Source organism: Hymenobacter jeongseonensis (assembly GCF_015694725.1).
Taxonomy (GTDB): Bacteria; Bacteroidota; Bacteroidia; order Cytophagales; family Hymenobacteraceae; genus Hymenobacter; species Hymenobacter jeongseonensis.
This window is the reverse complement of the sequence record NZ_JADQDQ010000001.1, coordinates 273,917-297,675: the sequence shown is the minus strand read 5'-3', so window position 1 is coordinate 297,675 and position 23,759 is coordinate 273,917. Positions and strand designations below refer to the sequence as shown.

Annotated in this window: 20 protein-coding genes and 2 tRNA genes; 17 read left to right on the top strand and 5 right to left on the bottom strand. The window is 60.4% G+C overall.

The features are described from left to right. Positions 1 to 132: 132 nt before the first annotated feature. From I2I05_RS01310 to I2I05_RS01290, 5 genes are all read left to right on the top strand, one after another. Positions 133 to 1,536 (top strand): (Fe-S)-binding protein, encoded by a 1,404-nt coding sequence (locus I2I05_RS01310; protein WP_196280402.1) that lies wholly within the window; start codon positions 133 to 135, stop codon positions 1,534 to 1,536. A gap of 191 nt (positions 1,537 to 1,727) precedes the next feature. Next, entirely contained in the window at positions 1,728 to 2,579 is an 852-nt protein-coding gene (locus I2I05_RS01305) for a (Fe-S)-binding protein (protein ID WP_196280847.1), read from the top strand. 181 nt (positions 2,580 to 2,760) lie between these two features. Further along, a complete protein-coding gene (locus tag I2I05_RS01300) occupies positions 2,761 to 3,273 on the top strand; it encodes a hypothetical protein (RefSeq protein WP_196280401.1) in 513 nt (170 codons plus the stop codon). Positions 3,274 to 3,364: 91 nt separating this feature from the next. Further along, positions 3,365 to 5,287 (top strand): OmpA family protein, encoded by a 1,923-nt coding sequence (locus I2I05_RS22255; protein ID WP_317192294.1) that lies wholly within the window; start codon positions 3,365 to 3,367, stop codon positions 5,285 to 5,287. Between the two features lie 183 nt (positions 5,288 to 5,470). Next, positions 5,471 to 6,325 carry a DUF4476 domain-containing protein gene (locus tag I2I05_RS01290; protein ID WP_196280400.1) on the top strand — a complete coding sequence of 285 codons (855 nt, stop codon included), beginning with the start codon at positions 5,471 to 5,473 and terminating at the stop codon, positions 6,323 to 6,325. 106 nt (positions 6,326 to 6,431) lie between these two features. Here I2I05_RS01290 and I2I05_RS01285 read toward each other — a convergent pair whose 3' ends face one another. Continuing rightward, positions 6,432 to 6,905, bottom strand: a complete 474-nt coding sequence (locus I2I05_RS01285) for a DUF4293 family protein (protein ID WP_196280399.1) — start codon at positions 6,903 to 6,905, stop codon at positions 6,432 to 6,434. A 90-nt stretch (positions 6,906 to 6,995) separates the two neighbouring features. Here I2I05_RS01285 and I2I05_RS01280 point away from each other — a divergent pair, with 90 nt between their 5' ends. The 4 genes from I2I05_RS01280 to truA all read left to right on the top strand — a co-directional run bounded on the left by I2I05_RS01280 (position 6,996) and on the right by truA (position 12,022). Then, positions 6,996 to 8,201, top strand: coding sequence for a thiolase family protein (locus I2I05_RS01280; RefSeq protein WP_196280398.1), 1,206 nt, complete (start codon positions 6,996 to 6,998; stop codon positions 8,199 to 8,201). 258 nt (positions 8,202 to 8,459) lie between these two features. Next, on the top strand, positions 8,460 to 10,427 hold the full coding sequence (locus tag I2I05_RS01275) for a tetratricopeptide repeat-containing sensor histidine kinase (RefSeq protein WP_196280397.1): 1,968 nt from the start codon (positions 8,460 to 8,462) through the stop codon (positions 10,425 to 10,427). A gap of 77 nt (positions 10,428 to 10,504) precedes the next feature. Next, the gene (locus I2I05_RS01270; RefSeq protein WP_196280396.1) at positions 10,505 to 11,188 is read left to right on the top strand and encodes a LuxR C-terminal-related transcriptional regulator; all 684 of its coding nucleotides are present in this window, start codon (positions 10,505 to 10,507) and stop codon (positions 11,186 to 11,188) included. A gap of 72 nt (positions 11,189 to 11,260) precedes the next feature. Then, positions 11,261 to 12,022 carry a tRNA pseudouridine(38-40) synthase TruA gene (truA, locus tag I2I05_RS01265; protein ID WP_196280395.1) on the top strand — a complete coding sequence of 254 codons (762 nt, stop codon included), beginning with the start codon at positions 11,261 to 11,263 and terminating at the stop codon, positions 12,020 to 12,022. 13 nt (positions 12,023 to 12,035) lie between these two features. Here the strand turns inward: truA and I2I05_RS01260 are convergent, their stop codons facing one another. Then, positions 12,036 to 13,133 carry a DUF5700 domain-containing putative Zn-dependent protease gene (locus tag I2I05_RS01260; RefSeq protein WP_196280394.1) on the bottom strand — a complete coding sequence of 366 codons (1,098 nt, stop codon included), beginning with the start codon at positions 13,131 to 13,133 and terminating at the stop codon, positions 12,036 to 12,038. Positions 13,134 to 13,242: 109 nt separating this feature from the next. Here I2I05_RS01260 and I2I05_RS01255 point away from each other — a divergent pair, with 109 nt between their 5' ends. From I2I05_RS01255 to I2I05_RS01235, 5 genes are all read left to right on the top strand, one after another. After that, the gene (locus I2I05_RS01255; RefSeq protein WP_196280393.1) at positions 13,243 to 13,716 is read left to right on the top strand and encodes a hypothetical protein; all 474 of its coding nucleotides are present in this window, start codon (positions 13,243 to 13,245) and stop codon (positions 13,714 to 13,716) included. Positions 13,717 to 13,863: 147 nt separating this feature from the next. Next, positions 13,864 to 15,699 (top strand): ABC transporter ATP-binding protein, encoded by a 1,836-nt coding sequence (locus I2I05_RS01250; protein WP_196280392.1) that lies wholly within the window; start codon positions 13,864 to 13,866, stop codon positions 15,697 to 15,699. Between the two features lie 42 nt (positions 15,700 to 15,741). Next, the gene (locus I2I05_RS01245) at positions 15,742 to 16,269 is read left to right on the top strand and encodes a hypothetical protein (protein WP_196280391.1); all 528 of its coding nucleotides are present in this window, start codon (positions 15,742 to 15,744) and stop codon (positions 16,267 to 16,269) included. Between the two features lie 306 nt (positions 16,270 to 16,575). Next, positions 16,576 to 17,733, top strand: a complete 1,158-nt coding sequence (locus tag I2I05_RS01240) for a zinc-dependent alcohol dehydrogenase (RefSeq protein WP_196280390.1) — start codon at positions 16,576 to 16,578, stop codon at positions 17,731 to 17,733. 10 nt (positions 17,734 to 17,743) lie between these two features. Next, positions 17,744 to 18,271, top strand: coding sequence for a hypothetical protein (locus I2I05_RS01235; protein ID WP_196280389.1), 528 nt, complete (start codon positions 17,744 to 17,746; stop codon positions 18,269 to 18,271). Positions 18,272 to 18,374: 103 nt separating this feature from the next. Here the strand turns inward: I2I05_RS01235 and I2I05_RS01230 are convergent. Continuing rightward, positions 18,375 to 18,448, bottom strand: a tRNA-Pro gene (locus tag I2I05_RS01230). A 104-nt stretch (positions 18,449 to 18,552) separates the two neighbouring features. Continuing rightward, positions 18,553 to 18,626: transfer RNA gene (locus tag I2I05_RS01225), tRNA-Pro, on the bottom strand. Positions 18,627 to 18,814: 188 nt separating this feature from the next. On the opposite strand from I2I05_RS01225, the gene I2I05_RS01220 reads away from it, so the two are divergent. Next, positions 18,815 to 19,273, top strand: a complete 459-nt coding sequence (locus tag I2I05_RS01220) for a T9SS type A sorting domain-containing protein (RefSeq protein WP_196280388.1) — start codon at positions 18,815 to 18,817, stop codon at positions 19,271 to 19,273. A 102-nt stretch (positions 19,274 to 19,375) separates the two neighbouring features. On the opposite strand, the gene I2I05_RS01215 is transcribed toward I2I05_RS01220, so the two are convergent. Beyond that, entirely contained in the window at positions 19,376 to 21,160 is a 1,785-nt protein-coding gene (locus tag I2I05_RS01215) for an ABC transporter ATP-binding protein (RefSeq protein WP_196280387.1), read from the bottom strand. Positions 21,161 to 21,349: 189 nt separating this feature from the next. Between I2I05_RS01215 and I2I05_RS01210 the strand changes: the two genes are divergently transcribed. Then, on the top strand, positions 21,350 to 22,438 hold the full coding sequence (locus I2I05_RS01210; protein ID WP_196280386.1) for a Glu/Leu/Phe/Val dehydrogenase: 1,089 nt from the start codon (positions 21,350 to 21,352) through the stop codon (positions 22,436 to 22,438). 85 nt (positions 22,439 to 22,523) lie between these two features. Next, complete coding sequence (gene nusB, locus I2I05_RS01205) at positions 22,524 to 23,720, top strand: transcription antitermination factor NusB (RefSeq protein WP_196280385.1); 1,197 nt, start codon at positions 22,524 to 22,526, stop codon at positions 23,718 to 23,720. Positions 23,721 to 23,759: the final 39 nt, after the last annotated feature.

The window sequence follows — 23,759 nt, the reverse complement described above, 5'->3', positions numbered from 1 at the left end:
GGTACGAAACCAAAGCAATGACGCAACAAGCAAAGCAAAAAAAGTAGTTCAGCCAAGGTATTTCTATCAAAAGTGTTCGGCATGCCGAGTATATTGCAGTCGCAAACGTTCCCACTTCCTTACCTTTACCGCATGTTGCAATCCATCATTTTTCTGCTGCTCCTGGTAGCTGCATTTGGTTTTTTCGCGTGGCAGGTCCGGAAAATCCGCGCCAACATCCTGGTTGGCCGCGACCGCGACATGAGCGGCAACGTCGGCGAACGGTTTAAGAAGACAATGCTGGTGGCCTTTGGTCAGCAGAAGATGTTCAAGCGCCTCACCCCTGCCCTGCTCCACCTCATTGTGTACGTGGGCTTTCTGGTGATTAACATTGAGGTAATCGAAATTGTGGTCGATGGTCTGTTTGGCAACTACTTCGGTTTCCACCGGTCGTTGAGCTTCCTCGGGCCGCTCTACGATGCGCTCATGGCGACCAATGAGATTCTGGGCGCGCTGGTGATTGTGGCCGTCATCGCCTTTTGGTGGCGCCGCAACCGCACCCAGCCCGTGCGCCGCCTCACCGGCGTGGAGCTGCGCGCCTGGCCCCGGCTCGACGCCAACATTATTCTGTATGTGGAGGTGATTTTGATGGTGGCCCTGTTCACAATGAACACCGCCGACCTCAAGCTGCACCAGCTGCGCGGCGAAGACCTGCCCGGCACTTTTCCCATCAGCAGTATGCTCACGGGCTTGTTTCCGGCCAGCGAAAGTGCCTTGCACGTGCTGGAACGCGTGGGCTGGTGGGCGCACATCGTAGGTATTCTATTGTTTCTGAACTACCTGCCCAGCTCCAAGCACTTTCACATCATCATCACCTTCCCCAACGTGTGGTTCTCGCGGCTTGTGCCGCAGGGGCAATTCTCGAACGTTGAGAGCATCACCCACGAGGTGAAGGCCATGATGGACCCGAGCTACGTGGTGCCGCCCGCGCCTACCGCGCCCGATGGCTCGGCCCTGGCGCCGACATCTTTCGGGGCCAAGGACGTGGAGGACCTGCCCTGGACCAACCTGCTGAACGCCTACTCCTGCACTGAGTGCGGCCGTTGCACCTCGGTGTGCCCGGCCAACCTCACGGGCAAGCTGCTCTCGCCGCGCAAAATCATCATGGATACGCGCGACCGGGTGGAAGAGAAATATAATTCGCCCCTGATTTTCCGACCCAACGTGTATGGCGCCGAAGCCAAGCACGAGCCCATCACGGACTTGGCCAACGCCACGCTGCTGCGCGGCAAAGTGACGCCTGAAGAGCTCTGGGCCTGCACCACCTGCAACGCTTGCGTGGAAAGCTGCCCCGTGAACATCAACCCATTGGAAAGCATCATTGAGATGCGTCGCTTCTTGGTTCTGGAAGAGTCGGCTGCTCCTAACTCGCTCAACGTCATGTTCTCCAACATCGAAAACAACGGTGCGCCGTGGGCTTTCTCGCCGTCGGACCGGTTCAACTGGGCCGATGACTTGTTTGCAGCGGAGAAGCCGGCAGCTACTGCGGTTGCCTAAATTGTTTATCATGCTGACGCAGGAAGCATCTTATCAGCGCTGCTTTCGTCAGGTTTACTAACTCACCGCGGCGCGAACGTGATAAGGTCCTTCGCACCGCTCAGGATGACAGTTCCGTCTTCCATTCTCAAGCTTCCATGTCCCCAACCACTCCCGCCGCTGGCGAAAAGCGCCAAATCAACGTTCCCGTCATGGCCGATTTGGCGGCCCGCAACGAGTCGCCCGAAATCCTGTTTTGGGTGGGCTGCGCCGGCGCTTTTGACGACCGGTACAAGCGCGTGACCCGCGCCTTTGTGCGCATTTTGGAGCATGTGGGCACCAAGTACGCCGTACTCGGCCTGGAAGAAAGCTGCACCGGCGACCCCGCCAAGCGCGCCGGCAACGAGTTTCTGTTTCAGATGCAGGCCATGCAAAACATCACGACGATGAATGGCTACGGCATCAAGAAAATCGTGACGGCTTGCCCCCACTGTTTCAACACCATCAAAAACGAATATCCCGCGTTGGGTGGTGATTATGAGGTGATTCACCACAGCACCTACTTGCAGCAGCTCATCAACGAAGGCAAGGTGGGCGTGAGTGGTGGCGAAAGCTTCAAAGGCCGCCGCATCACCTTCCACGACTCGTGCTACTTGGGCCGCGCCAATAACATCTACGAAGCCCCGCGCGACGTGCTGGCCGCCCTCGACGCCGACTTGGTGGAGATGAAGCGCAGCCGCGCCAACGGCCTGTGCTGCGGCGCGGGCGGCGCCCAAATGTGGAAGGATGCCGAGCCCGGCAAGAAGGAAATCAACATCGAGCGCACCGAGGAGGCCCTGGCCACTTTGAGCGGACAAGCAGCCGCTTTGGCCAACTTGGGCGGTGTGGAAACCGAAACCAGTGCCCCCGGCCCGCACGATTTGCAAGGCAGCATCATTGCCGTGAGCTGCCCGTTCTGCCTGACCATGATGAGCGACGGCGTAAAAAACAAGGAACAAGAGAGCCGCGTGCAGGTGTTTGACCTGGCAGAGCTCGTTGCTTCGGCCGAAGGCATCAACGCGTAGTATTCTTCCCGTTTAAGAGCATAAGTACGTCTTATCGGGCTTGCCGAAACACCTCGCTCGCGTCGTTGGCCGAACCTAACGATGCCCCGCGGGTTGTGTCGGCAAGCCCGATGTGACGTACTTTATTTTTGCATTTCCCGTTAGGGAAGGGCCTTTTCGTGGTTTAATTCCCCCTTTGCTTATGTACGTTGCTTTTGACCAACTCCCGCCCGAAGCCCGGGTGTGGATTTACCAAGCCAACCGGCAGCTCACGGGACCGGAAATCGTGTCGGTGCTGCCCACCATGGCCCGCTTTGCGGAGGAATGGACGAGCCACGGCCGCACCCTGCACGCCTCGGCCGAGTTCCTGCACCAACACTTTCTGGTGATTGGCCTCGACCAGGAAATTGCCGGCGCCAGTGGCTGTTCTATCGATGCCTCGGTGCGTTTTGTGGCGGAGCTAGAGAAGCTGCTCACCGTGGAATTGCTGGACAAGTCGCAGTTGGCTTTTTTGCACAATGGCGCGGTGCTGCTACTGAAGCGCAGCGAGTTGAAGGAAGCCGTGGCCAGCGGCACCGTGGGCCCCAACACATTTTACTTCGACAATACCTTGGCAACGAGAGCGGAACTGGATACCAAGTGGCCCCGCCCGGCCGGCGATACTTGGTTGGCACGCTACTTCGGGCAGGCAGAGAAAAACCGGCAGCCGGCGTGAATCCTATCCAAACGTAGTATTATTGCTAACCCAACAAAGCCAACAGAAATCCCTTCCCTTGGCTTCCTTTTCCCTACTACCGCCTAATTCCATGAGGAAACTATTGTTCGTCTGCGCCGCAGCTGGCTCTGCCGCGTTGCTAAGCAGCTGCGCCACGACGGGCAGCATGAGTAAGGCCGACAAGCAGTTTGCCCGCGGCCAGTACGAGCTAGCCATTCCGCTTTACAAAGCCGACGTGGCCAAAGGCAAGGGCGCGGCCATGGCCAACTTCCGCATTGGCGAGGCCTACCGCCTGTCGAACCGCGTGGAGCAGGCCGAGCCGTTTTACAAAGCGGCCCTGGATGGCGGGGTGAAAAACGCCGACGCCGGCTACCGCTACGCCGAGGCGTTGCGGGCCAACGGCAAGTACGACGAAGCCGCCGCGCAGTTTGCTACCTACGCCAGCAGCGGCGGCAACCGCACCCTTGCGGCCCGCGCCGACGCCGAAAGCAAAAACGCCCTGGCCAGCAAAGAGGTAGCCGCCATCAAAAACAAATACGACGTGGCACCGGTGGACGCGCTCAATTCACCTGCCTCAGACTTTGGCGGCACGATGGTGGCCAGCACCGGCGATTTGGTATTTACCTCTGGCCGCGATGGCAAAAAATACCTCGGCAACGGCGAGAATTTCAACAGCCTCTACGCCATCAAGTTTGACAACGCGGCCACGATGAGCGGCGGCACCGCCCGCAAGCTGGAAGGCCCGTTCAACACCGAAAACAAGCACGAAGCCAGCGCCACGTACACACCCGATGGCAAAACGATGGTATTTGCCCGCTCGAACGACGGCAGCAAAAAAGGCTATCTGAGCGTCGATATCTGGATTTCTTACAACAAAGCCGGCACCTGGAGCGAGCCCGTGCTGGCCAACATCAACGACCGGACGGCCGACGACTTCTCGCCGGCCTTTGGGCCCGATGGCACCACGCTTTACTTCGCCTCGAGCCGCAAGGGCGGCCAAGGGGGCAACGACTTGTACAAGGCTACGCTGGGCCCCAACGGCCGTTTCTCGCCCGCCGAAAACCTGGGCGAAACCATCAACACCGCGGGCAACGAAAACTTCCCGAGCATGGCGGCTGATGGCACACTTTACTTCTCTTCCGACGGCCGACCGGGCGTGGGCAAGCTCGACCTTTTCACGGCGAAGGGCGGCAAAGTCACGAACATGGGGGCCGATGTGAACAGCATTGCCGACGACTTCGCCCCTGCGCCGATGGGCGCCGACATGGGCTTGTTCAGTTCGAACCGAGCCGGCGGCAAAGGCTCCGACGACCTGTATAGCTTCAAAAAGAGGTCACCCAAGCTGGTGACCTTCTACGTAGACGGCACCGTGCTGGAACGCGACGACAAAGCCAAAACCACCGTGCCCGTTGCGGGCGCTCAGGTAACCGTGCTGGGCCCCAACAACCAGCGCCTAACCCTAACGAGTGGCCCGGACGGCAAATTCACGACCAAGCTGGACTCGGTTTCGAGCTACACCTTCCTGGCCGAGCGGCCGGGCGATTTCGCCGCGCGGGCCTCGCTGAGCACCGTGGGCCGCAAGCCCCCGCAGGACCAGTTGCCCAACCCGACCAACGACATCCGGCTGCCGGTGACGCTGACGCTGAACAAAATCATTCTGGCCCGGGCCATCGAAGTCAAAGACATTTTCTACGACTACGACAAGTTCAACATCCGTCCGGACGCGGCCATCCGCCTCGACACCCTGGTGCAAACGCTGGTGGACAACCCCAAAATTTCCATCGAGTTAAGCTCCCACACCGACCAGCGCGGCAAGGACGCCTACAACCAGAAACTCTCGCAGCAGCGCGCCCAGGCGGCCGTCGATTACATCGTGAGCAAAGGCATCGACAAGGCCCGCATCACGGCCCGGGGCTACGGCGAGTCGCGGCCCATCATTGCAGCGCCCAAGTCGGAGGCCGAACACCAGCTCAACCGCCGCACCGAGTTTAAGGTAACACGCGTGGCAAAGTAACCAGCCGCTTTAAGTACAGAAAAAGGCCCCGCAGTTCGAATTGCGGGGCCTTTTTTCATGTTGCCTCGGCCGTAACCCGGGGGAGAATACCGTTCGGCTTCGAAGGCGTCCAAACGTGGCATACCTTTTGAAAACAGGGAAAACAGCGCCCGACTTTACCGGGCAGCTTTTCTCTTTAGCGCCATGAAAAAGGCTTTACTTCTTGCGGTGGCTGGGTTGTTTGCCGCCATTGCGCCGGCGTTGGCGTATCCCCCGCCTGCGGCCAATGTTAACTTTTCTTCGGAGCGCGGTGTGCCTTTTGGCCTCGTGCTCGACGGGCGGCCCCTGACCCGCGGCGCGGCCCGGCAGGTGCACGTGGACCGGCTGGCTCCCGGGCTGCACTGGGCCGAATTCACCGTGCCCGCAGCCTACGGCCGCGTGGTGCGCTTCCGCAGCCGGGTGTGGCTGGAGCCGGGCCTCGAAACCACTTTTGTATTGATAGCCCGCCCCGGCCGCCCGTTGGGATTGCGGCAGGTGGCGACGGTGGCCCTTTACGGCCCCAACCGGGGCCAGGGCAACCGAAACGGCTACAACGGCGGAAGCTACAACAACCGCCCCACGCCCTACGACCAGGGTGGAAACGGCAGCTACCCCTACGACGCTGGCAACGCGAACAGCGGCTACGACAACCCGCGCCAATCTGCCCCCGGGTATGAGAACACGCCCAGCAACGGCGGCTATTATCCGGGTTCGGCAGGAAACGGCAGCCGCACCATGACCTCGCAGGATGTAGACGCCCTGGTGCAAGCCGTGCAGCAACGCTCCTTTGAGGCCAGCAAACTCAGCATTGCTAAAGAAGCCTTGGCCCAAAGCAGCATTCAGGCCGATGATTTGAAGCGGCTGCTGCGGAGCCTGGAGTTTGAAGCATCCCGCGTTGAGCTGGCCAAGTTTGCCTACCCGCGCGTGGCCGACCCGCAAAATTTCTACCGCGTGTACGAAGCGTTTCAGTATGACGACAGCATCCGGGACGTGCAGCAAGCCGTGCGAGCCGGGCAGTAATCAAGACAACGCAAAAGAGGCCGCTGTGATTGTCACAGCGGCCTCTTTTGCGTTGCCAGATATTTGTTCAGCATGACCGAATAACCGGCAAAATCACCCTTTATTCTTACCGCAGGCGGTCCATGCTGCGCACCAATTGCTCGTCGCGGCGAATGAAGCGGTTGGCCAGCAGGTTGAGCAACAGGGCCAAGGTGGGCAGGTAAAAACCAGCCAGAAATTTGCCTTCCAGCTTGATATTGAGGGCTTGCTCGCCGAGGTTGGAGAAGTAGAACGAGGCGCCGAGCGTGGCCGTGATGAGCAACAGGTTTATCGAGCCCAGCAGGAGCTGCCGGCCGCGGTTGCGGAACTGAAAAATCTCGAAGGCCGCCACTGCCGCCGAAGCGCCCGCCAGCAAACCGATAACCCAAACCGGGCCCGGTGGCACAGCTAGTGGCTTGCCCGGGGTTGTGAAGCCGAAGGCCGTGAGGGTGAGTTCCTGGCCCGTGAGGCCGTCGACTTTGTGCCACAGGGGCAGGGCTAACACGCTGAGCATGGCCAGCGCCAGCAACAGTAAAAACACGCTTTGGATTCTTTGTATCATCTTTGTTGTAAGTATAGAAAAAGGTCCGGGTTTAGGCCGGGCCCACAAATTTAGTCCCATCCGGCGCTTGCGCCGCAATTGATACCTCGAATGCCAACTGCTTATGTCGTGGACGCGGTGCGTACCCCGATTGGAAAATTTGCCGGCGCGCTCAGCAGCGTCCGCCCCGATGATTTGGCCGCCCACGTCCTCCGTGAGCTCATGCGCCGCAATCCTTCCGTTGATAAAAATGCCATTGAGGACGTCATCATTGGCGCCGCCAACCAAGCCGGGGAAGACAACCGCAACGTGGCCCGCATGGCCGCGCTGCTGGCCGGCCTGCCCATCACCGTGCCCGGCAACACCGTGAACCGTCTGTGTGCCTCCGGCCTGCAAAGCATCATGGACGCCGCCCGGGCCATTAAGTGCGGCGAGGGCGACGTGTACCTGGCCGGCGGGGCCGAAAGCATGACCCGTGCGCCGTTTGTGATGGCCAAGTCGGAATCGGCCTTCGGCCGTGAGCTCACCGCCCACGACACCACGTTGGGCTGGCGCTTCATCAACCCGCGCCTCACCAAGCTGCACTACCCCTTTGCCATGGGCCAAACGGCCGAAAACGTGGCCAGGCAGTACAACGTCACCCGCGAAGAGCAGGACGCATTTGCCTTCGAGAGCCAGCGCAAATACGCCCGCGCCCTAGAGAAAGGCCGCTTCCGCAAGGAAATCGTGCCTGTGTTCATCCCCAACCCCAAGGGCGACACGGCCTTGTTTGACACCGACGAGCAGCCCCGCTTTTCGTCGATGGAGAAACTCGCTACCCTCAAGCCGGCTTTCCAGCCCGAAGGCGGCACCGTAACGGCCGGCAACTCGGCGGGCATCAACGACGGCGCCGCCGCCGTGCTGCTGGTGAGCGAAGACGCCCTGAAGCGCTACAACCTGAAGCCCTTGGCGCGGGTGGTGGCCTCGGCCGTGGCCGGCGTCGACCCCTCGGTGATGGGCCTGGGCCCCATTCCGGCCACCCAAAAAGTACTGCAGCGCGCCGGCCTGACCTTGGCCGACATCGACCTGATTGAACTCAACGAAGCCTTCGCCGCCCAAAGCATTGCCTGCGTGCGCGAGCTAGGCCTCGACATGGCCAAGGTGAACGTGAACGGCGGCTCCATTGCCATGGGCCACCCGCTGGGCAGCTCCGGCGCCCGCATCACGGCTACGCTGCTGCACGAGATGCACCGCCGCGGCGAAGGCATGCGCTACGGCCTGGCCGTGATGTGCGTGGGTGTGGGCCAGGGCGCCGCCGTGATTTACGAGAAGCTGTAGTAGCTACTTGATTTTGACTGGTAGGAGGCCGTCTCTTGCTGGTAGTTTTATTTAGCTAAAGGCGCACGCAAAACGGCAGGAATACACTTACTTACAAGTTGTGTTCCTGCCGTTTTGCGTGGCAAGCGGATGTGGCTGGCAACGCCGGAAAATGGGAACTTGATAGCTTGTCCCAATGGCGTTTATTTGCCGAAACTATTACGCGCTACGATAGTATTGTATACGCCACCGATGGCTTCTAATACTTTGTTGCCCTTCATGGTTCTTGCTAAATGGCTGTGTTGGGTGGTGCGGGGAAGTGGTTGGTGGATTATATTATTCACTATAGGGCTTGCGGCTGGGATTCAGGCCCAGCCCCGGCAGTATAAGCCGACCGAGTTGCGGCGCCAGGACAGCCTGCGCCGGCTGTTGAGTTCCGACCTGCGCCCCGATACGGTGCGGGTAAACCGGCTCTACCAGTTAGCCTTTGGCCTGCGCACCAACGAGGGGCCGCGGGCGGCGCAGTTGTTTCGGGAGTCGTGGCGGCTGGCCCGGCAGTTGGGCTACCTGCAAGGGCTGGCCCACGCCGAGTTTGGCCTGGGCTACTGCTATCGCGCCGATAACCACTACGATTCGGCCCAGTTCTACACGCAGCGGTCCATCAAGCACTTTGCCCAGTTGGGCGATGGCTTCAACCACGCGCGTGGCCTCTACAACCTGGCCCGTATCTACAACGAGCAAGGCCGTTACGGCGAGTCCCTGACCGCCAACCTCGATGGGCTGGCCATTTCCCAAGCCAACCACGACCGCCGAAGTCAGCTGTTTCATAACATCCAACTGGGCTTTACCAATACGGACCTAGACGAGTACGCCGCAGCCCGGCAGTACTTTGACCAAGCCCAACGCCTGGCCCGCACCGTGCCCGACCCGCTGAGCCAAGCCGGCATTTACACGGGGCTGGCCGAGATATACCAGGAGCAGGGAAACTGGCGACTAGCCCGCGACTATTATGCCAAGGTAGCCCATTACCAGCGCAAGGTGTACAACGCCGCCGGCATGCTGCCCAACGAGCTGAGCTTGGCCGAGATGAACGCCCACCTTGCCCCTCCCGCCTCGGAGCTGACGGCCGCGTACGCGCTGCGACGCCGGGCGGCCGCTGGCACTGCGGGCCAGTTGGCCCGCGCCGACCTGCTGCTGGCGCGGCTACTACTGGCCACCGGTCGCCTCGACAGCGCCCGGTATTACGGCGCCCGCAGCCTGGCCGCCAACCAGCGCCTAAAGGTGCGGCGCGAAGCCCGCGACGCGGCCCGGGTGCTGGCCCAGACCAATGCCCAGGCCGGCCGCTGGGCCGCCGCCTACCGCCACCAAAGCCTGGCCACTGCCTTGGCCGATACTTTGAATGGGGTAGCCACCCAGCAGCGAGCCGCAGCCCAGCAGATAACATTCGCCCGCAGTCAGCAGCAAATCCAGATTTGCCTCCTTACCCAGCAGACCCGGCTGCAGGCCCAGCAGCAGGAGTTGGACCGCCTCCGCTACCGCCAGCAAATAGTGGGCTTCACAGCCCTGATTGGCTTACTTGCACTGCTGGGCGGCACCCTGCTTTGGCGCACGCGCCGCCGCGAGGCCGCCCGCCAGCAGGCCTTGCGCACCCGCATTGCAGCCGACCTGCACGACGAGGTAGGCAGCGCCCTGACTCAGATTTCGATGCAAAGCACGCTGCTACGCGAGGGAATTCATGGGCCCGCCCAGCAACAGGCCTACCTCGACCAGATGCAGCAGGCCAGTCAGCGCGCCGCCCGCCAGATGAGCGACGCCGTGTGGAGCATTGACGCCCGCCACGACTCGGCGGCCAGCTTACTCGACCGGCTACGCGACCACGCCCACGAGGTGCTGCCCCCCGCCGGGGTGGAACTGGACTTCGCAGCCGAGGCTGGTTTGGAAACCGCCGTGCTTCCCCTGGCCACTCGCCAAACACTTTACTACATCTACAAAGAGGCGCTGCACAATGTGGTGAAGCACGCCCAGGCCCGGCAGGTGCGGGTACGACTGCGGCGGCAGGGACCGGAGCTGGAGCTGGAAGTAGGCGATGACGGCCGCGGCCTGCCCGGAAACGGCAGTAGTGTGGGCCGCAACAGCGGGCAGGGCTTAGCCAACATGCGGATGCGGGCCGCCGCCGTGGGGGGAAGCGTCACCTTCGCGGCCGCGGGTGTTGGCACAGCGGTGGTCGTGCGCCTGCCGCTACGGTAAGAGAGCATGACAGGCTTTTAACCTCCCATCCACAAACTCCTCCCTGATTTTCACATGTTCATGCGATACCGACGCTTGTGGCTGGCCCCGACCTTTACGGCATGATTATCCTCGGCATTATCGAAGACCAAGAGGCCATCCGCGACGCGCTGTTTGCTTACCTGTGCGCGCAACCCGAATTTGACTGCGTGCTGTGCGCCGGCTCGCACGAAGAATTTGTGGCCGGGCTGTCCGGGCTGGCCCAGCGGCCCACCCTTGTGCTCTCCGATATTGGCCTGCCCGGCCGCTCCGGTATAGAAGGACTGGCGGTGTTGCGGCAGCAACTGCCCGGCGCCGAGGTGGTGCTGCTGAGCGTGCACACCGACGCGGCGCGAGTGTTTGAAGCCCTGCGCCAAGGTGCGGTGGGCTACCTCGAAAAAACCACCCCCCTACCCCTCATCAAAGAGCACCTGCTGCAGGTGGCCGCCGGAGGCTCGGCCATGAGCCCGAGCGTGGCCCGCCATGTCACGCGCTACTTCCGGCCAGCAACCCCCGAGCCTCCCGCTCCCCTCACGGTACGCGAGCAGGAAGTAGTGCAGGGCATTGCCGAGGGCCTGAGCTACCAGCGCATCGCCGACCGCCTCTTCGTCAGCATCGACACGGTGCGCACTCACATTCGGTCGGTGTATAGCAAGCTCGAAGTCAATTCCAAAACCGAGATGCTGATGCGCACCCAAGGGGGAGTAGGGACGAGGAGGAGCGGCCCTGTGGCTGGCAAATAAGCCTTGCACCCTGATGGCCGGCTGGTCTAGAGGCTGGACCAGACGGCGCGTGCAGCCGTACTTTTGCAGCTCATGCGGTATTTCCTTCATTTTGCCTACGACGGCACGCGCTACCACGGCTGGCAGGTGCAGCCCAACACCCTCACTGTGCAGGCCGAAGTGGACCGCTGCCTCTCGCAGGTGCTGCGCCAGTCCATCCACAGCCTGGGCAGCGGGCGCACCGATACGGGCGTGCACGCCAGCCACCAAGTAGCACATTTCGACGCTGAGCTGCCCGAAGCCCTGACGCTGGACCTCCTGCTCTACCGCCTGCGCCGCGCCCTGCCCTCCGACATTGCCGCCCTACGCCTGCACCCCGTGGCCGACACCGACCACGCCCGCTTCTCAGCCGAAGAGCGGACCTACGACTACTTTGTGCTCACGCCCAGCCCCGACCCATTCCGGCGCGACCACGCTTTGCACCTGGACCGCACGCCCGACGTGGCGGCCATGAACGAAGCGGCAGCCTGCATGATTGGGCAGTTTGATTTCACCTCGTTCTCGAAAGTGAAAGGCGGCGTCGACCACTACGTGTGCTACCTCTACGAGGCGGGCTGGCACCCCGCGCCGGGCGGCCTCGTGTTCCGCATTCGGGCCAACCGCTTTGTGCGGGGCATGGTGCGGCTGGTGGTGGGCACGCTGCTCGACGTGGGCCGGGGCAAGATGACGCCCAAGCAGTTTCAGGAGCTGTTGTGGGCCCAGCGTCGCGTCGATGCCGGCGGCGCGGCCCCGGCACGGGGGCTGTTTCTGAGCAAGGTGGAATACGGGCCGGGCATTGTGCCATCCATTCAATAACCTCGGCGGAGCATCAGGGCGCGGCACTCGCGCTGGCAGGCGCCGGGCGGGGCTTGGCGTATTTACGCGCCAGCTGGTTGAGGTACGTTATTGAAGCCACCGAAAAGAGCGGCGGGTGTGATTTGTCTTTTTTGGCAGCTTTCTGGTAAAGTGTCACGAAGGCGAAGGGGTCGTCGCAAGTTGTCAGGAGCTGCTTTTTGTAGCCATTTTTTTCGATGACCGACGACATGAAGAAGCCCGGCAGGTGGCCGTTTGAGCCATTGGAAAGCTGCCGGTAGTACCGGCCCGTAGCCGGTGCTCCGCCGCGGGCCCGGGCCTGAATGGCAGAATCCATCTTGTTGATAAAGCCGGGCGCGGGGGCCATTGCCCACTCACGGATGCCCCGGGGGTCGCCGGGCATGCCCATGGTCAGGGGCTTGTCTATCAGGTCGGCGATGCCTTCGTTTTGCATGCTGGCTAATATTCCAATTAAGCCTTCGTCTTCGGCGGCAATGGTGCCAAAATCCTTTCCGGGGCGCAGCTGGTGGTGCATTTCGTGGCCTTCCAGCAGGCCGGGCTTTACCTCGTTGGCATCGAGCACGGCCCGCAGGCTATAAAACAGTCCTTCGGCCTGCGAGGTGGCGTCATTGCCCAGGGCTTCGTAGTAAATCTGCAAATCCGGAACCTTGGTGTGGGCCCGGGCGGGCAGGTATTCATACGCGTATTGATACATCATGTCTCGGGAGCCGGGGTTCCTGACGACGTTGGCTACGTAATTCCGGTACACGGCCTCCCGCTCCTTGTAGTCGTTTACCATCAAGTAGTACCACACCTTATTTTTCAGCTTGACTTGCAGCAACGAGTCGTGGCGCGGCATGTACACCACTTCGATGGCCCGGCGGTAGGCCGCTAAGTTGGCGGCTGAGTAGATGCCGCGCACGTAAATTTTATTGCCGGGGATTTCCAGAAAATCCTGCCACATCTGGTCGGTGAGGGGCCGGTTTTGCCGCAGCCCTTCGGTGATTTCCCAATACCGCGTCACGGCGTCAACATTAATAGTTTGGGCCCGAGCGGGACCGGCGGCTAGCAGCAGGCCGAGTAGAATGAGGAAGGGCCGGAAAAATAATGGCATGCGCGTGGTACGGTAGAAAGTGGAGGCCCAAAGATGCACCTAGCCGCCCAATGCGCCCGCCCGTTGGCCGGAAAGTACCTTTGTCGCTCATCACCCGAAACAAGCACCCGTGGAGAGCCCCGCCCCTACCGTCTTTGACAAAGCCCGCCTGGGTTTATGGACCAGCCTGGAAAAACACCTAGCCACGGTGTACGCGGCCGAAAGCGCGTTTCGGAAGGCAGTTGCCTTTGCGGAGGCCTTCCCCTTTGCCGCTTCCTCGGCCACGGCCGAGCAGCTGGCGGACTACGACCGGGAGCGCCGGGCCTTGCGCGACCTGTTTACGGACGAAACCGCGCAGCTCGATACGCTGACCAAGGCCATCCGCACCAAAAATTATGCGGAGGCGGAAAAGAAGCAGCTTTACCTGCTGCTGCTCGGCTACATCGACATTGCGGCCTCCGTGTTTGAGCTGCTTGATTCGCACACCTCCACCCCGCGGCCTAAAGACGAAGAGCTGGCCGAAACCCAGAGCCGATTCGAGCGGGTGAAACGCTTCGCCCGCCTGAATGTCAAAGGCATTTCGGGCCTGCTTCCCATGTCCTAAAATCGCCGGCTCCGCCCGCGGGCCGACGTGATTTTCTACGGGACCGCCGCTTTCGCGCGCGGTTGCTTGTTAAGGAGGAAGGTGGCGGCGACGAGGGCACTCATCCCGTGGCCCGCTAACGCCGCAGTCCCGACCTTTGCCTGACTTATGACTCCCACCCCTTCCGCTCCTAAAACCGGCCAGGTATTCGATTGGGCCGTGCTGCGCCGCCTGCTGGCATACGTGCGGCCCTACCGGCGCGTGTTTATCGGCCTGATTTTTCTCACCGTGGCCACGGCTGTGCTGGGCACGCTCCGGCCGTTTCTCATTCAGCGCATGGTCGATGTGAGCATCGAGCAGGGCGACACGCAGAGTCTCAACGCCATGTTTGGGCTGCTGCTGGTGCTGTTGGTGGGCCACGCCGGCGTGAGCTATTTGCAGACCTACTACGGCGGCTGGCTCGGCCAGTACATTGTGCGCGACATCCGCACCGACCTCTACCAGCACCTGCTCAACCTCAAGCTCAGCTTCTTCGACCGCACGCCCATCGGCGTACTGGTCACGCGCAACATTTCGGACGTGGAAACGCTGTCGGATGTCTTCAGTGAAGGCCTGGCGGCGATGGCGGGCGACATCTTGCAGTTGCTCTTTATCATGGCCTTCATGTTTTACATCGACTGGCGGCTCACCTTAATCAGCCTGTCGGTGATTCCGCCGCTGCTCTTCTCAACTTACGTGTTCAAGGAGAAAATTAAGAAGTCGTTTCAGGACGTACGCAACGCCGTGGCCAAGCTCAACTCTTTCGTGCAGGAGCACCTCACGGGCATGAACGTGGTGCAAATTTTCAACAACGAGGAGCGTGAGTTTCGCAAGTTCGAGGCCATCAACAAGGAGCACACCGACGCCCACATCCGCTCGGTGCTCTACTACAGCATCTACTTTCCAGTGGCCGAGGTGCTGGGCGCCATCGGGGTGGGTTTGCTGGTGTGGTACGCCGCCCAGGGCCAGATTGAGGGCACGATTTCCAAGGGCGCGCTCATCGCCTTCATCATGTACAACGCCCTGTTCTTCCGCCCCATCCGCCAGATTGCCGACCGTTTCAATACCCTGCAGTTGGGCCTAGTGAGCACCGAGCGCCTTCTGAAACTACTCGACAACAAGGACCTGGTGGCCACCACCGGCACCTACGCTCCGGCTGAAATCAAGGGCGATGTGGAGTTCAAGAACGTCAAGTTCGCCTACAATGAGCCTGACTGGGTGCTCAAAGACATCAGCTTCCGGGTGCAGCCGGGCCAGACCATTGCCTTTGTGGGCGCCACCGGTGCCGGCAAAACCAGCATCATCAACCTGCTGAGTCGCTTCTACGACATCCAGGAAGGCAGCATCCGCATCGACGGCCGCGACCTGCGCGAGTACGACCTGAGCTTGCTGCGCCGGCAAATCGGCGTGGTGCTCCAGGACGTTTTCCTCTTTGCCGGCAGCATCCGCGACAACATCACGCTTGGCAACAAGGCTATCACCGACGCCCAAATTTGGGAAGCGGCCGACCTTGTGGGCGCCCGCCGCTTCATCGAGCGCCTGCCCAATGGCCTTGGCTACCCCGTGATGGAACGCGGCGCCACGCTCTCGGTGGGCCAGCGCCAGCTCATCAGCTTTGTGCGGGCCATGGTGTACCAGCCCCGCGTCATTGTGCTCGACGAAGCCACGTCTTCGGTCGATTCGGAAACCGAAGAGCTGATTCAGGCCGCCATCGAAAAGCTGATGCAGGGCCGCACCTCGCTCGTTATCGCCCACCGCCTGAGCACCATCCAAAAAGCCGACAAAATCATCGTCCTCGACAAGGGTGAAATCAAAGAAACCGGCACCCACGATGAGCTGCTGCGCATTGAGGGCGGCTACTACGCCCAGCTCTACCGCATGCAGTACGTGGTTCACGACCACGAATTATCGGCCAGCAACGAAGAAATAGTGACCGGCAAAGGCCAATTGCCCGAAGCTTCTTAGCCCGCCGGCTTCTCCAACTACTGCCCCCTGATAGCTGCCCGTATGACCCGTTACCTTTTTCTCGCTATTATTCTGCTCACGCTGGTTGCAGCCGGCACCTACGTTTACCTGGGCGGCACCCGCGACCCCAAAGTCACCCTCGAAACCACGGGCACGCCCTTGTACCTGGCGGGCCAGCCCTACTACGGTTCCGTGCGGGGCGATGAGTTTGGCCAGCTGTTTCGCCGCGCCAAAGAAGTGCAAACCCAGCAGAAACGGGGCAGCGACCTGGCCAACCTTTACTTCAACGACCCCGAAACCGCCCACGACACCATCAGCGCCTTCATCGGCTTCACCGTGGCCGATACCACCCGGCCCCTGCCAGCCGGCTTCCGCTACCGCCTTGTGCCGGCCGGGCAGCGCGTGGTGGCCGCCCGCCTCAGCGGCGTGAGCTACCTGCTGGCTCCCAACAAGCTGTATCCCGCCGCCCTCGAAGCCGTGGAGAAGCAAAAACTCACCCAGCGCGGCGACTTTTACCTGGAGCGCTTTGGGGCAGAGGATGCTTCCGAGGTGTGGGTGGGCTTGAAGTAGCCCTTGCCACCACCCGGGCAAATACCTCAATTTAGCTCAAGCAACGCTCAGCCCCCAGCTGAGCGTTTTTTATTGCCCCTATACCACGCCTTGGTATAAGTAATAATACGCAGGCACGGAAATAAATGATATGGATAAGTACTTAAATACCTGTTCAAAAATAACTTGCTGCCAACTTAACCGAATGAGGCAAGTACAGACTTAGACCATGCCGGAAGCAATTGCAAAAGTGGAGGCACCCGCTTAAACATTGAAAGTTCGGCAGTTTACCATCAGTATCTCACGCTCACCTTAACGACTAATTCTATGCTAGCAATGGATTTCAGGGGCCCGAAAAGGGTCCGCGCTGTTCAAAAGCCCATGCCCGAAATTTTGCATCCCGAGGATGCAATTGTCCGGATACTGCGCACCTGTATTTGCGGGTCTGACCTGCACCTGTACAACGGCAACGTGCCGGATACCCGCGTCGGAATGACGTTTGGGCATGAATTTGTTGGCGAAATCGTAGAAATTGGCTCCGAGGTAACGAATGTAAAAGTGGGCGACCGGGTAATGGTGCCGTTCAACATTGCCTGCGGGCGCTGTATTTTCTGTAAGCAGGGCATGTTCGGCAACTGCCACGAATCCAACTCCGAGGCCACGGCCGTGGGCGGCTTCTTAGGGTATGCGCACACGGGGGGCGGCCACAACGGTGGCCAAGCCGAGTACGCGCGGGTGCCCTACGCCAACTTCGGTCCCACGCTAATTCCGGAAGGCATGAGCCTCGACGATGCCGTGCTGCTCACCGACATCACCCCGACCGGCTACCAAGCCGCCGAAATGGCCGGCATTCAGCCCGGCGATACGGTGGTGGTGTTTGGCGCGGGCCCGGTGGGCATCATGGCGGCGCGATGCTGCTGGCTGTTTGGCGCCGGCCGCGTCATCATCATCGACAAAGAAGACTATCGACTTGAATTCGCCAAGAATTTCGCCAAGTGCGAAGCCTACAACTTCGAAAGCGACATGGACGACCCGGTTATGTTCATTAAGAAACAAACCGATTGGATTGGCGCCGACGCCTGCATCGACGCCGTGGGGGCCGAGGCCGCCGGCAATGCCATGCAAACCATCACCGGGCGCAAGCTGCTGCTGCAGGCCGGCTCGGCCACGGCGCTGCACTGGGCCATCAACTCGGTGCGCAAAGGCGGCGTGGTATCCATTGTGGGCGTGTACGGCCCCACCGATAACCTGGTGCCCATTGGCAACATGATAAATAAGGGCATCACCATGCGCGGCAACCAGGCCTCGGTGAAGCGCCACCTGCCCCGCCTGATTGAACACGTCATGAACGGCATTCTCAAACCCAGCGAGCTGATTACGCACCGCATCCCCCTAGAGGAAGTGGCCGATGGCTACCGCATTTTCTCGGCTAAGCTTGACAATTGCATCAAGCCCGTGCTCATTCCCCCAACCGCCAATAGCTAAGCCGCGCATCATGAAAAAGACAGCAAAAGACTTTGCCCACATCCCCGGCTGGGGCATCGATAATGACCCCAAAAACGAGCCCACCTATCCGAACCGGCATAGGACTGGCGAAGAACACGACGGCCGCTCCTGGGTACGGCCCACCCAACAGGCCCTCGACCGCGAGGTGCTGCACTCCATCGAGCGGCCCGACTACACGGCCGTGGTCGGCAATTCCGTACCACCAAGCGGTCTAAGCGGGATGATTCGGCGGTTCGCGTTTAAGTACAGTGAAAACGAGTACTTGCACTGGCTGCCCCTACTGATGGCCGATAAGATTAACGTAGTAGAAGGCATTATTGACGATTTCGCTCACGGCACCGTGCCCAACATTTTTGCCGAGAAGGGCTACAAGGCCGAGTGGAAACACAGCCCGCAAACCCTGGTTCTGAAGCTGGCGACATTTGCGGCCGTGGTTGGCGGCGCCGCGCTGCTGCTCTCCCGGAAAAGCAGCTCGTCGCGGCCACGGGCCAGGGGTCGGCACCAGATGGACCGCTAGACTCCGCTCGTGCGCCTTCTGAATAACGGCGCACCGCACCCTCCCAAATCAAAAAGCCCGCTGAACGATTGTTCAGCGGGCTTTCTTGTTTGCAATCGTAATGTCGGGGTGGCAGGATTCGAACCTACGGCCTCGTCGTCCCGAACGACGCGCGCTACCGGGCTGCGCTACACCCCGAAAGCAGGCCGATGGGGCGACCTGGTTTCATTTTCCAAATGTTGCGGCCGAAAAAAGCCTCCGAACTCGGAAGTTCGGAGGCTTTGAGAGCGGCTGCTCTTCCGTCGGAGTGGCAGGATTCGAACCTACGACCTCCAGCACCCCATGCTGGCGCGATACCAGGCTACGCTACACCCCGTTGGTATTGGAGTGACAAAGGTAAGGGCTTTTTCGCAGTTGGTGCAACCAGCGCGCAAATAAAATTTTGCTAATGGTCCATTTCCGTCGCCCCTGGCACGTCACTTGCAGAACAGTAAGCACTAACGAGACCCAGAATTTATTAGCTTTACGCTAGCAATTTTAACTTGGTCAATTCGTATACCTATTATGAAGCATCTATTACTACTTGTATTGGCCTGCATCTTGGTGCCGGCGGCCGTTCACGCGCAAGCCACCCCAGCGCCGGCCGCGGCCGTTCCGGAGTCGGCCCAGGAGGCCATTCTGCCCAGCGGGGTAGTGGCTACGCCCGCACCCGCGGCCGCCCCGGCCCCTGTTGCCAATGCGTCCCTCATTGCTCCGGCCCCCGAAACGCCCGCTGCGAACCCCAACGCCATTAAAGTAAAAGCCGAGTCCGCTGCCGGTCGTCTCACGGTTAAAACGGACAATCCCGGCCCCACCCGCGTCGAAGTATCGGACGTGGGCGGCCGGCCCGTGCTCACCCATACCATGATGAATGGCCAGACCCCGCTGGTTCTGAACGTGAGCCAATTGCCCGCCGGCGCCTACATCGTGCGCTGCACGGCGTACGAAAAAACGGGCATGCGGCGGGTTAATATTGGGCTGTAGCGTTTGGCGCGGCACAGGTCTTGTTGCGCAAAATGGAAGGAGGTGCGGCGGTTGGTCTTAGGACGAACGGCCGCACCTCCTTCCATTTTGCGCCGTGCCGGTTTATGCTTCCTCGGTCTGAAGCTGGCGCTCGTATAGGGCCCGGTACAAGCCGCTGGCATCGGCCATGAGGTCCTCGTGGGTGCCGTGCTGCACAATCACGCCGTCGTCGAGCACGAGGATTTCATCGGCCAGCTTCACCGAACTCACCCGGTGCGAAATGATGAGGCTGGTGCGCTGCGCCATGATGCGCTGGAGGCTGCCGAGAATGGCATTCTCCGTTTTGGTGTCCACGGCCGAGAGTGAATCGTCCAAAATCAGAATTTTGGGTTCTTTCACCAAGGCCCGGGCCATGCTCACGCGCTGTTTCTGGCCGCCGGAAAGGGTGATTCCCCGCTCGCCTACTTTGGTATCGAAGCCCTCGGGAAACGCCACGATGTTCTCGTACACATCGGCATCTTTGGCCGCTTGCAACATTCGGGCTTCGTCGGGCTCATCGAGGCCAAAATTGATGTTGTTGCGGATGGAATCGGAGAAGAGAAAGACGTCCTGCGGGACGTAGCCAATTTGGCCGCGCAGGGCGCGCAGAGAGTAGTCGCGCACGTCGGTGCCATCGATGCGGATGCCGCCGGCGGTCACGTCGTACAGGCGGCAGAGCAGCGCGGCAATGGTGCTTTTGCCCGAGCCGGTGTTGCCGATAACCGCCAAGGTCTGCCCCGGCCGCACCCGGAAGCTAACATCGCTCAGGGCCTGAATGCCGGTGTCGGGGTAGGTGAAGGAGACGTGCTCAAACACGATGTCGCCGGCCAGTTCGCGCTGCACGTTTTGGCGGGAAATGATTTCTGTCTTCTGGTCCAGAAACTCGTTGATGCGGGCCTGCGAGGCCTCGGCCCGCTGCACCAGCGACGACGTCCATCCCAGCGCCGTGACGGGCCAGGTGAGCAGGTTCACGTAAATCAGGAATTCGGCGATGGTGCCCGTGGTGATGGTGCCGCGGATAACTTCCTGGCCACCAACCCACACGGCAATGAGCGTGCTCAGTCCAATAAGAAACAGAATGAGCGGAAAAAACAGCGAATTGACGAAGTTCAGACTCAGTGATTTCTCCTTATAGTCGTTGCTGGCTTGGGAAAACTGCTCGTGCGAATCGGCTTCGCGCACGAAGGATTTCAGCACCCGAATTCCCGAAAATGCTTCCTGCACAAAGGTGGTCATGCCGGAAAGGGCCTTCTGGATTTCGTCGGACTTGCGCTCAATCAGGTTATTAACGTAAAAAATGCTCACCGACAGCACCGGCAGCGGCAGCAGCGTGTAAAGCGTCAGCTTCACGTTGACCATGAGCATGAGCGGCACAATGAGCAGAAACAGCAGCACCAACTGCAGGAAGTACATGATGGCCGGCCCGAGGTACATGCGCACACGGCTCACGTCTTCCGAAATGCGCGACATCAAATCGCCGGTGCTGTGGCGGCGGTAGAAGCTGAGCGGCAGCGACTGGTAGTGCTGGTAAATCTGGTTCTTCTGGTCGTTTTCGATGTGGCGCGACATCACGATAAGAGTCTGCCGCATGAAAAACAGGAAAATGCCGCGCAGCAAGGCCAGCACGATGATGAGCATGCCGTAGAACAGCACGTTGCGCCCGAACAGCTGGTACACGCTGCTCTGGGCGCGGGTGCCGGCGTAGAGGTGGTAGAGGTCGATGCCTTCGTTCACCAAATCGAAGGCGTAGCGCACCAGTTGGGCCGGGAAAATGGCCAGCAAAGTGCTAAGCGCCACAAACAGCACGCCCGCCAGGAAATGCCATTTGTAGCGGAAGATGAACGGGTTAACGGCGTTTAGGGCGCGCACAGGCTGGGTGGGAAAGAGGCCGGTATAAGAAAATAGGGGTACTTTTGTGGCCTGAAACGATAAGTCAATGGTCCGGTAGAAGCTCGTGCCGGGCACGGCGTTCCGGATTTTTGTACAAGCCCAAAGACCTAACAAAGTTACGCTACACTCTTCCCAACCCTAAATTCCCACCACGCTCAATCCCCTCCCATGATTGAAACCCACACCCTGGCCCCTGAGGTCATCTTCGGTCAAATTGCCGAACACCAGCACGAGCAAGTCGTATTTTGCCACGACCACGAAACCGGTCTGAAAGCTATTATCGGCATTCACAACACCGTGCTCGGGCCGGCACTCGGTGGCACCCGCATGTGGCACTACGCCAGCGACATGGAAGCCCTGAACGACGTGCTGCGCCTCTCGCGCGGCATGACCTACAAGGCGGCAATCTCGGGCCTTAACCTGGGCGGTGGCAAAGCTGTCATCATCGGTGATGTGAAAATGAAGAACGAGGCGCTGTTGCGCAAGTTCGGCCGTTTCGTAAAGAACCTGAACGGCAAGTACATCACGGCCGAGGACGTGAACATGACCACCAAGGACATGGAGTACATCCGCATGGAAACTAAGCACGTAGCGGGCCTGCCCGAAAGCATGGGCGGCTCCGGCGACCCTTCGCCCGTAACGGCCTACGGCACCTACATGGGCATGAAAGCCGCCGCCAAAAAAGCCTTCGGCTCCGAGAGCCTGACCGGCAAGCGCATTGGTGTGCAGGGCGTGGGCCACGTGGGCACCTATCTGCTCGAGTACCTGCAGAAAGAAGGTGCCCAGCTCATCGTTACCGACTATTACGAAGACCGTGCCCTGGAAGCCGCCGCGCGCTTCGGTGCTACCGCCGTGGGCCTGGACGACATCTACGACCAGCAGATGGACATCTACTCGCCTTGTGCCTTAGGTGCCACGCTCAACGACGAAACCATTCCGCGCCTGAAGTGCCAAGTGGTGGCCGGCTGCGCCAACAACCAGCTCAAGGTAGAAAACGAGCACGGCCCCGAGTTGGTGCGCCGCGGCATCGTGTATGCCCCCGACTTCCTCATCAACGCCGGTGGCCTCATCAATGTGTACTCCGAAGTAGTGGGTTCCAGCCGCCAGGGCGCCCTCACGCAAACCGAAAAAATCTACGATTTCACCCTCCAGGTTTTGGCCAAGGCCGAAGAAGAAGGCTCGCACCCCCAGGCCGCTGCCATCAAGCAGGCCAAGGAGCGCATCGCCAGCGTGGGCAAGGTGAAATCGACGTATTAATCATTTGAGGAGCTAGGAGTTAGGAGCTAGAATCAATATGCTACCTTACTCCTAGCTCCTAATTCCTAGCTTCTTTAAAGAACCCATGCTCAACCGTCGCCTCCTCCGTATCAAAGTCATGCAGTCGCTCTACTCCTACCACCAGGCGGTGGGAGCCGATTTGCTGCTGGCTCAGGACCGCATCGCGGCCGCTTTTGAGCCGGACCTGACGGCCAAAGAGGCGCCGGACCGCCGCCAGCTCGAAGGCCAGCGCAAGCTGGGCGAAGCCCAGTTGCGCGAGTGGTACAAGACCGGCGTGCAGCCCGAAAAAACCGACGACAAAGCCGTTGATGCCGCTTTGGCGGATGCCATTAGCTACTTCGAAGCGCAGGTAAAGAAGGACGGCACGTTCTTCGGCGGGCAGCTGCTGGCGGGTGCCGAAAGCATTCACGACCAGTACCTGCACCTGCTCAACCTGCCGGCCGCGTTGCTGGGGGTAATTGAGGAAGAGCAGAGCCGCGAAGAGCGCCGCCGCCTCGGCCCGAGCGAGCACGCCCTGGATGCCACCCGCCTGCACCAGAGCGCGGCCATTGCCAAGCTCATGGCCAACGAGCAGCTGCAGGACCTAACCATACGGCGCAAGCTGGCTTGGGACGGCGCCGAGGAAACCGAAGCCCTGCGCGCCGCCTGGCAAGAAATGAAGGCCGACGGCCCGCTCCGCGAGTATTTGGCCGGCCAGCCCACCGGCATCCCCGAGGCCGACTACGAAGCCGACCTGGAAATCCTGCGGCTTATCTACAAGGACTACGTGTTTAAGGGCGAAGCTTTGCCGCGCCAGCTGGAAGCCGACGACCTGAACTGGGAGGAAAACCGGCCCATTGTGCGCAACTTGGTGCTGAAAACGCTGAAGATGCTGCCCTTCGCCGCCGACGAGAAGCAGGAATTGATGAATCTTTCGGCGAACTGGGCCGACGACCGCGAATTTGCCGAAACGCTCTATAAGCAAACGCTCATCGAGGACGATAAGATGGAGAAGCTCATCGCCGGCTCGGTGCAGAACTGGGACGTAGAGCGTGTGGCCTTGCTCGACAAGATTATTTTGAAAATGGCCCTCACCGAAATGCAGCTATTCCGTGGCATTCCGGTGAAAGTCACTATCAACGAATACATTGAAATCAGCAAGCTGTACAGTACGCCCAAGAGCAAGCAGTTTGTAAACGGTATTCTGGACAAGCTGGCGCAGGATTTGGCGGCCAGTGGCGACATTCGCAAATCGGGCCGCGGCCTGCTGGACAACCAGTAGCCTCCGCCGGCCTGGCGCTACGTGGAGGCGGCAAAAAGC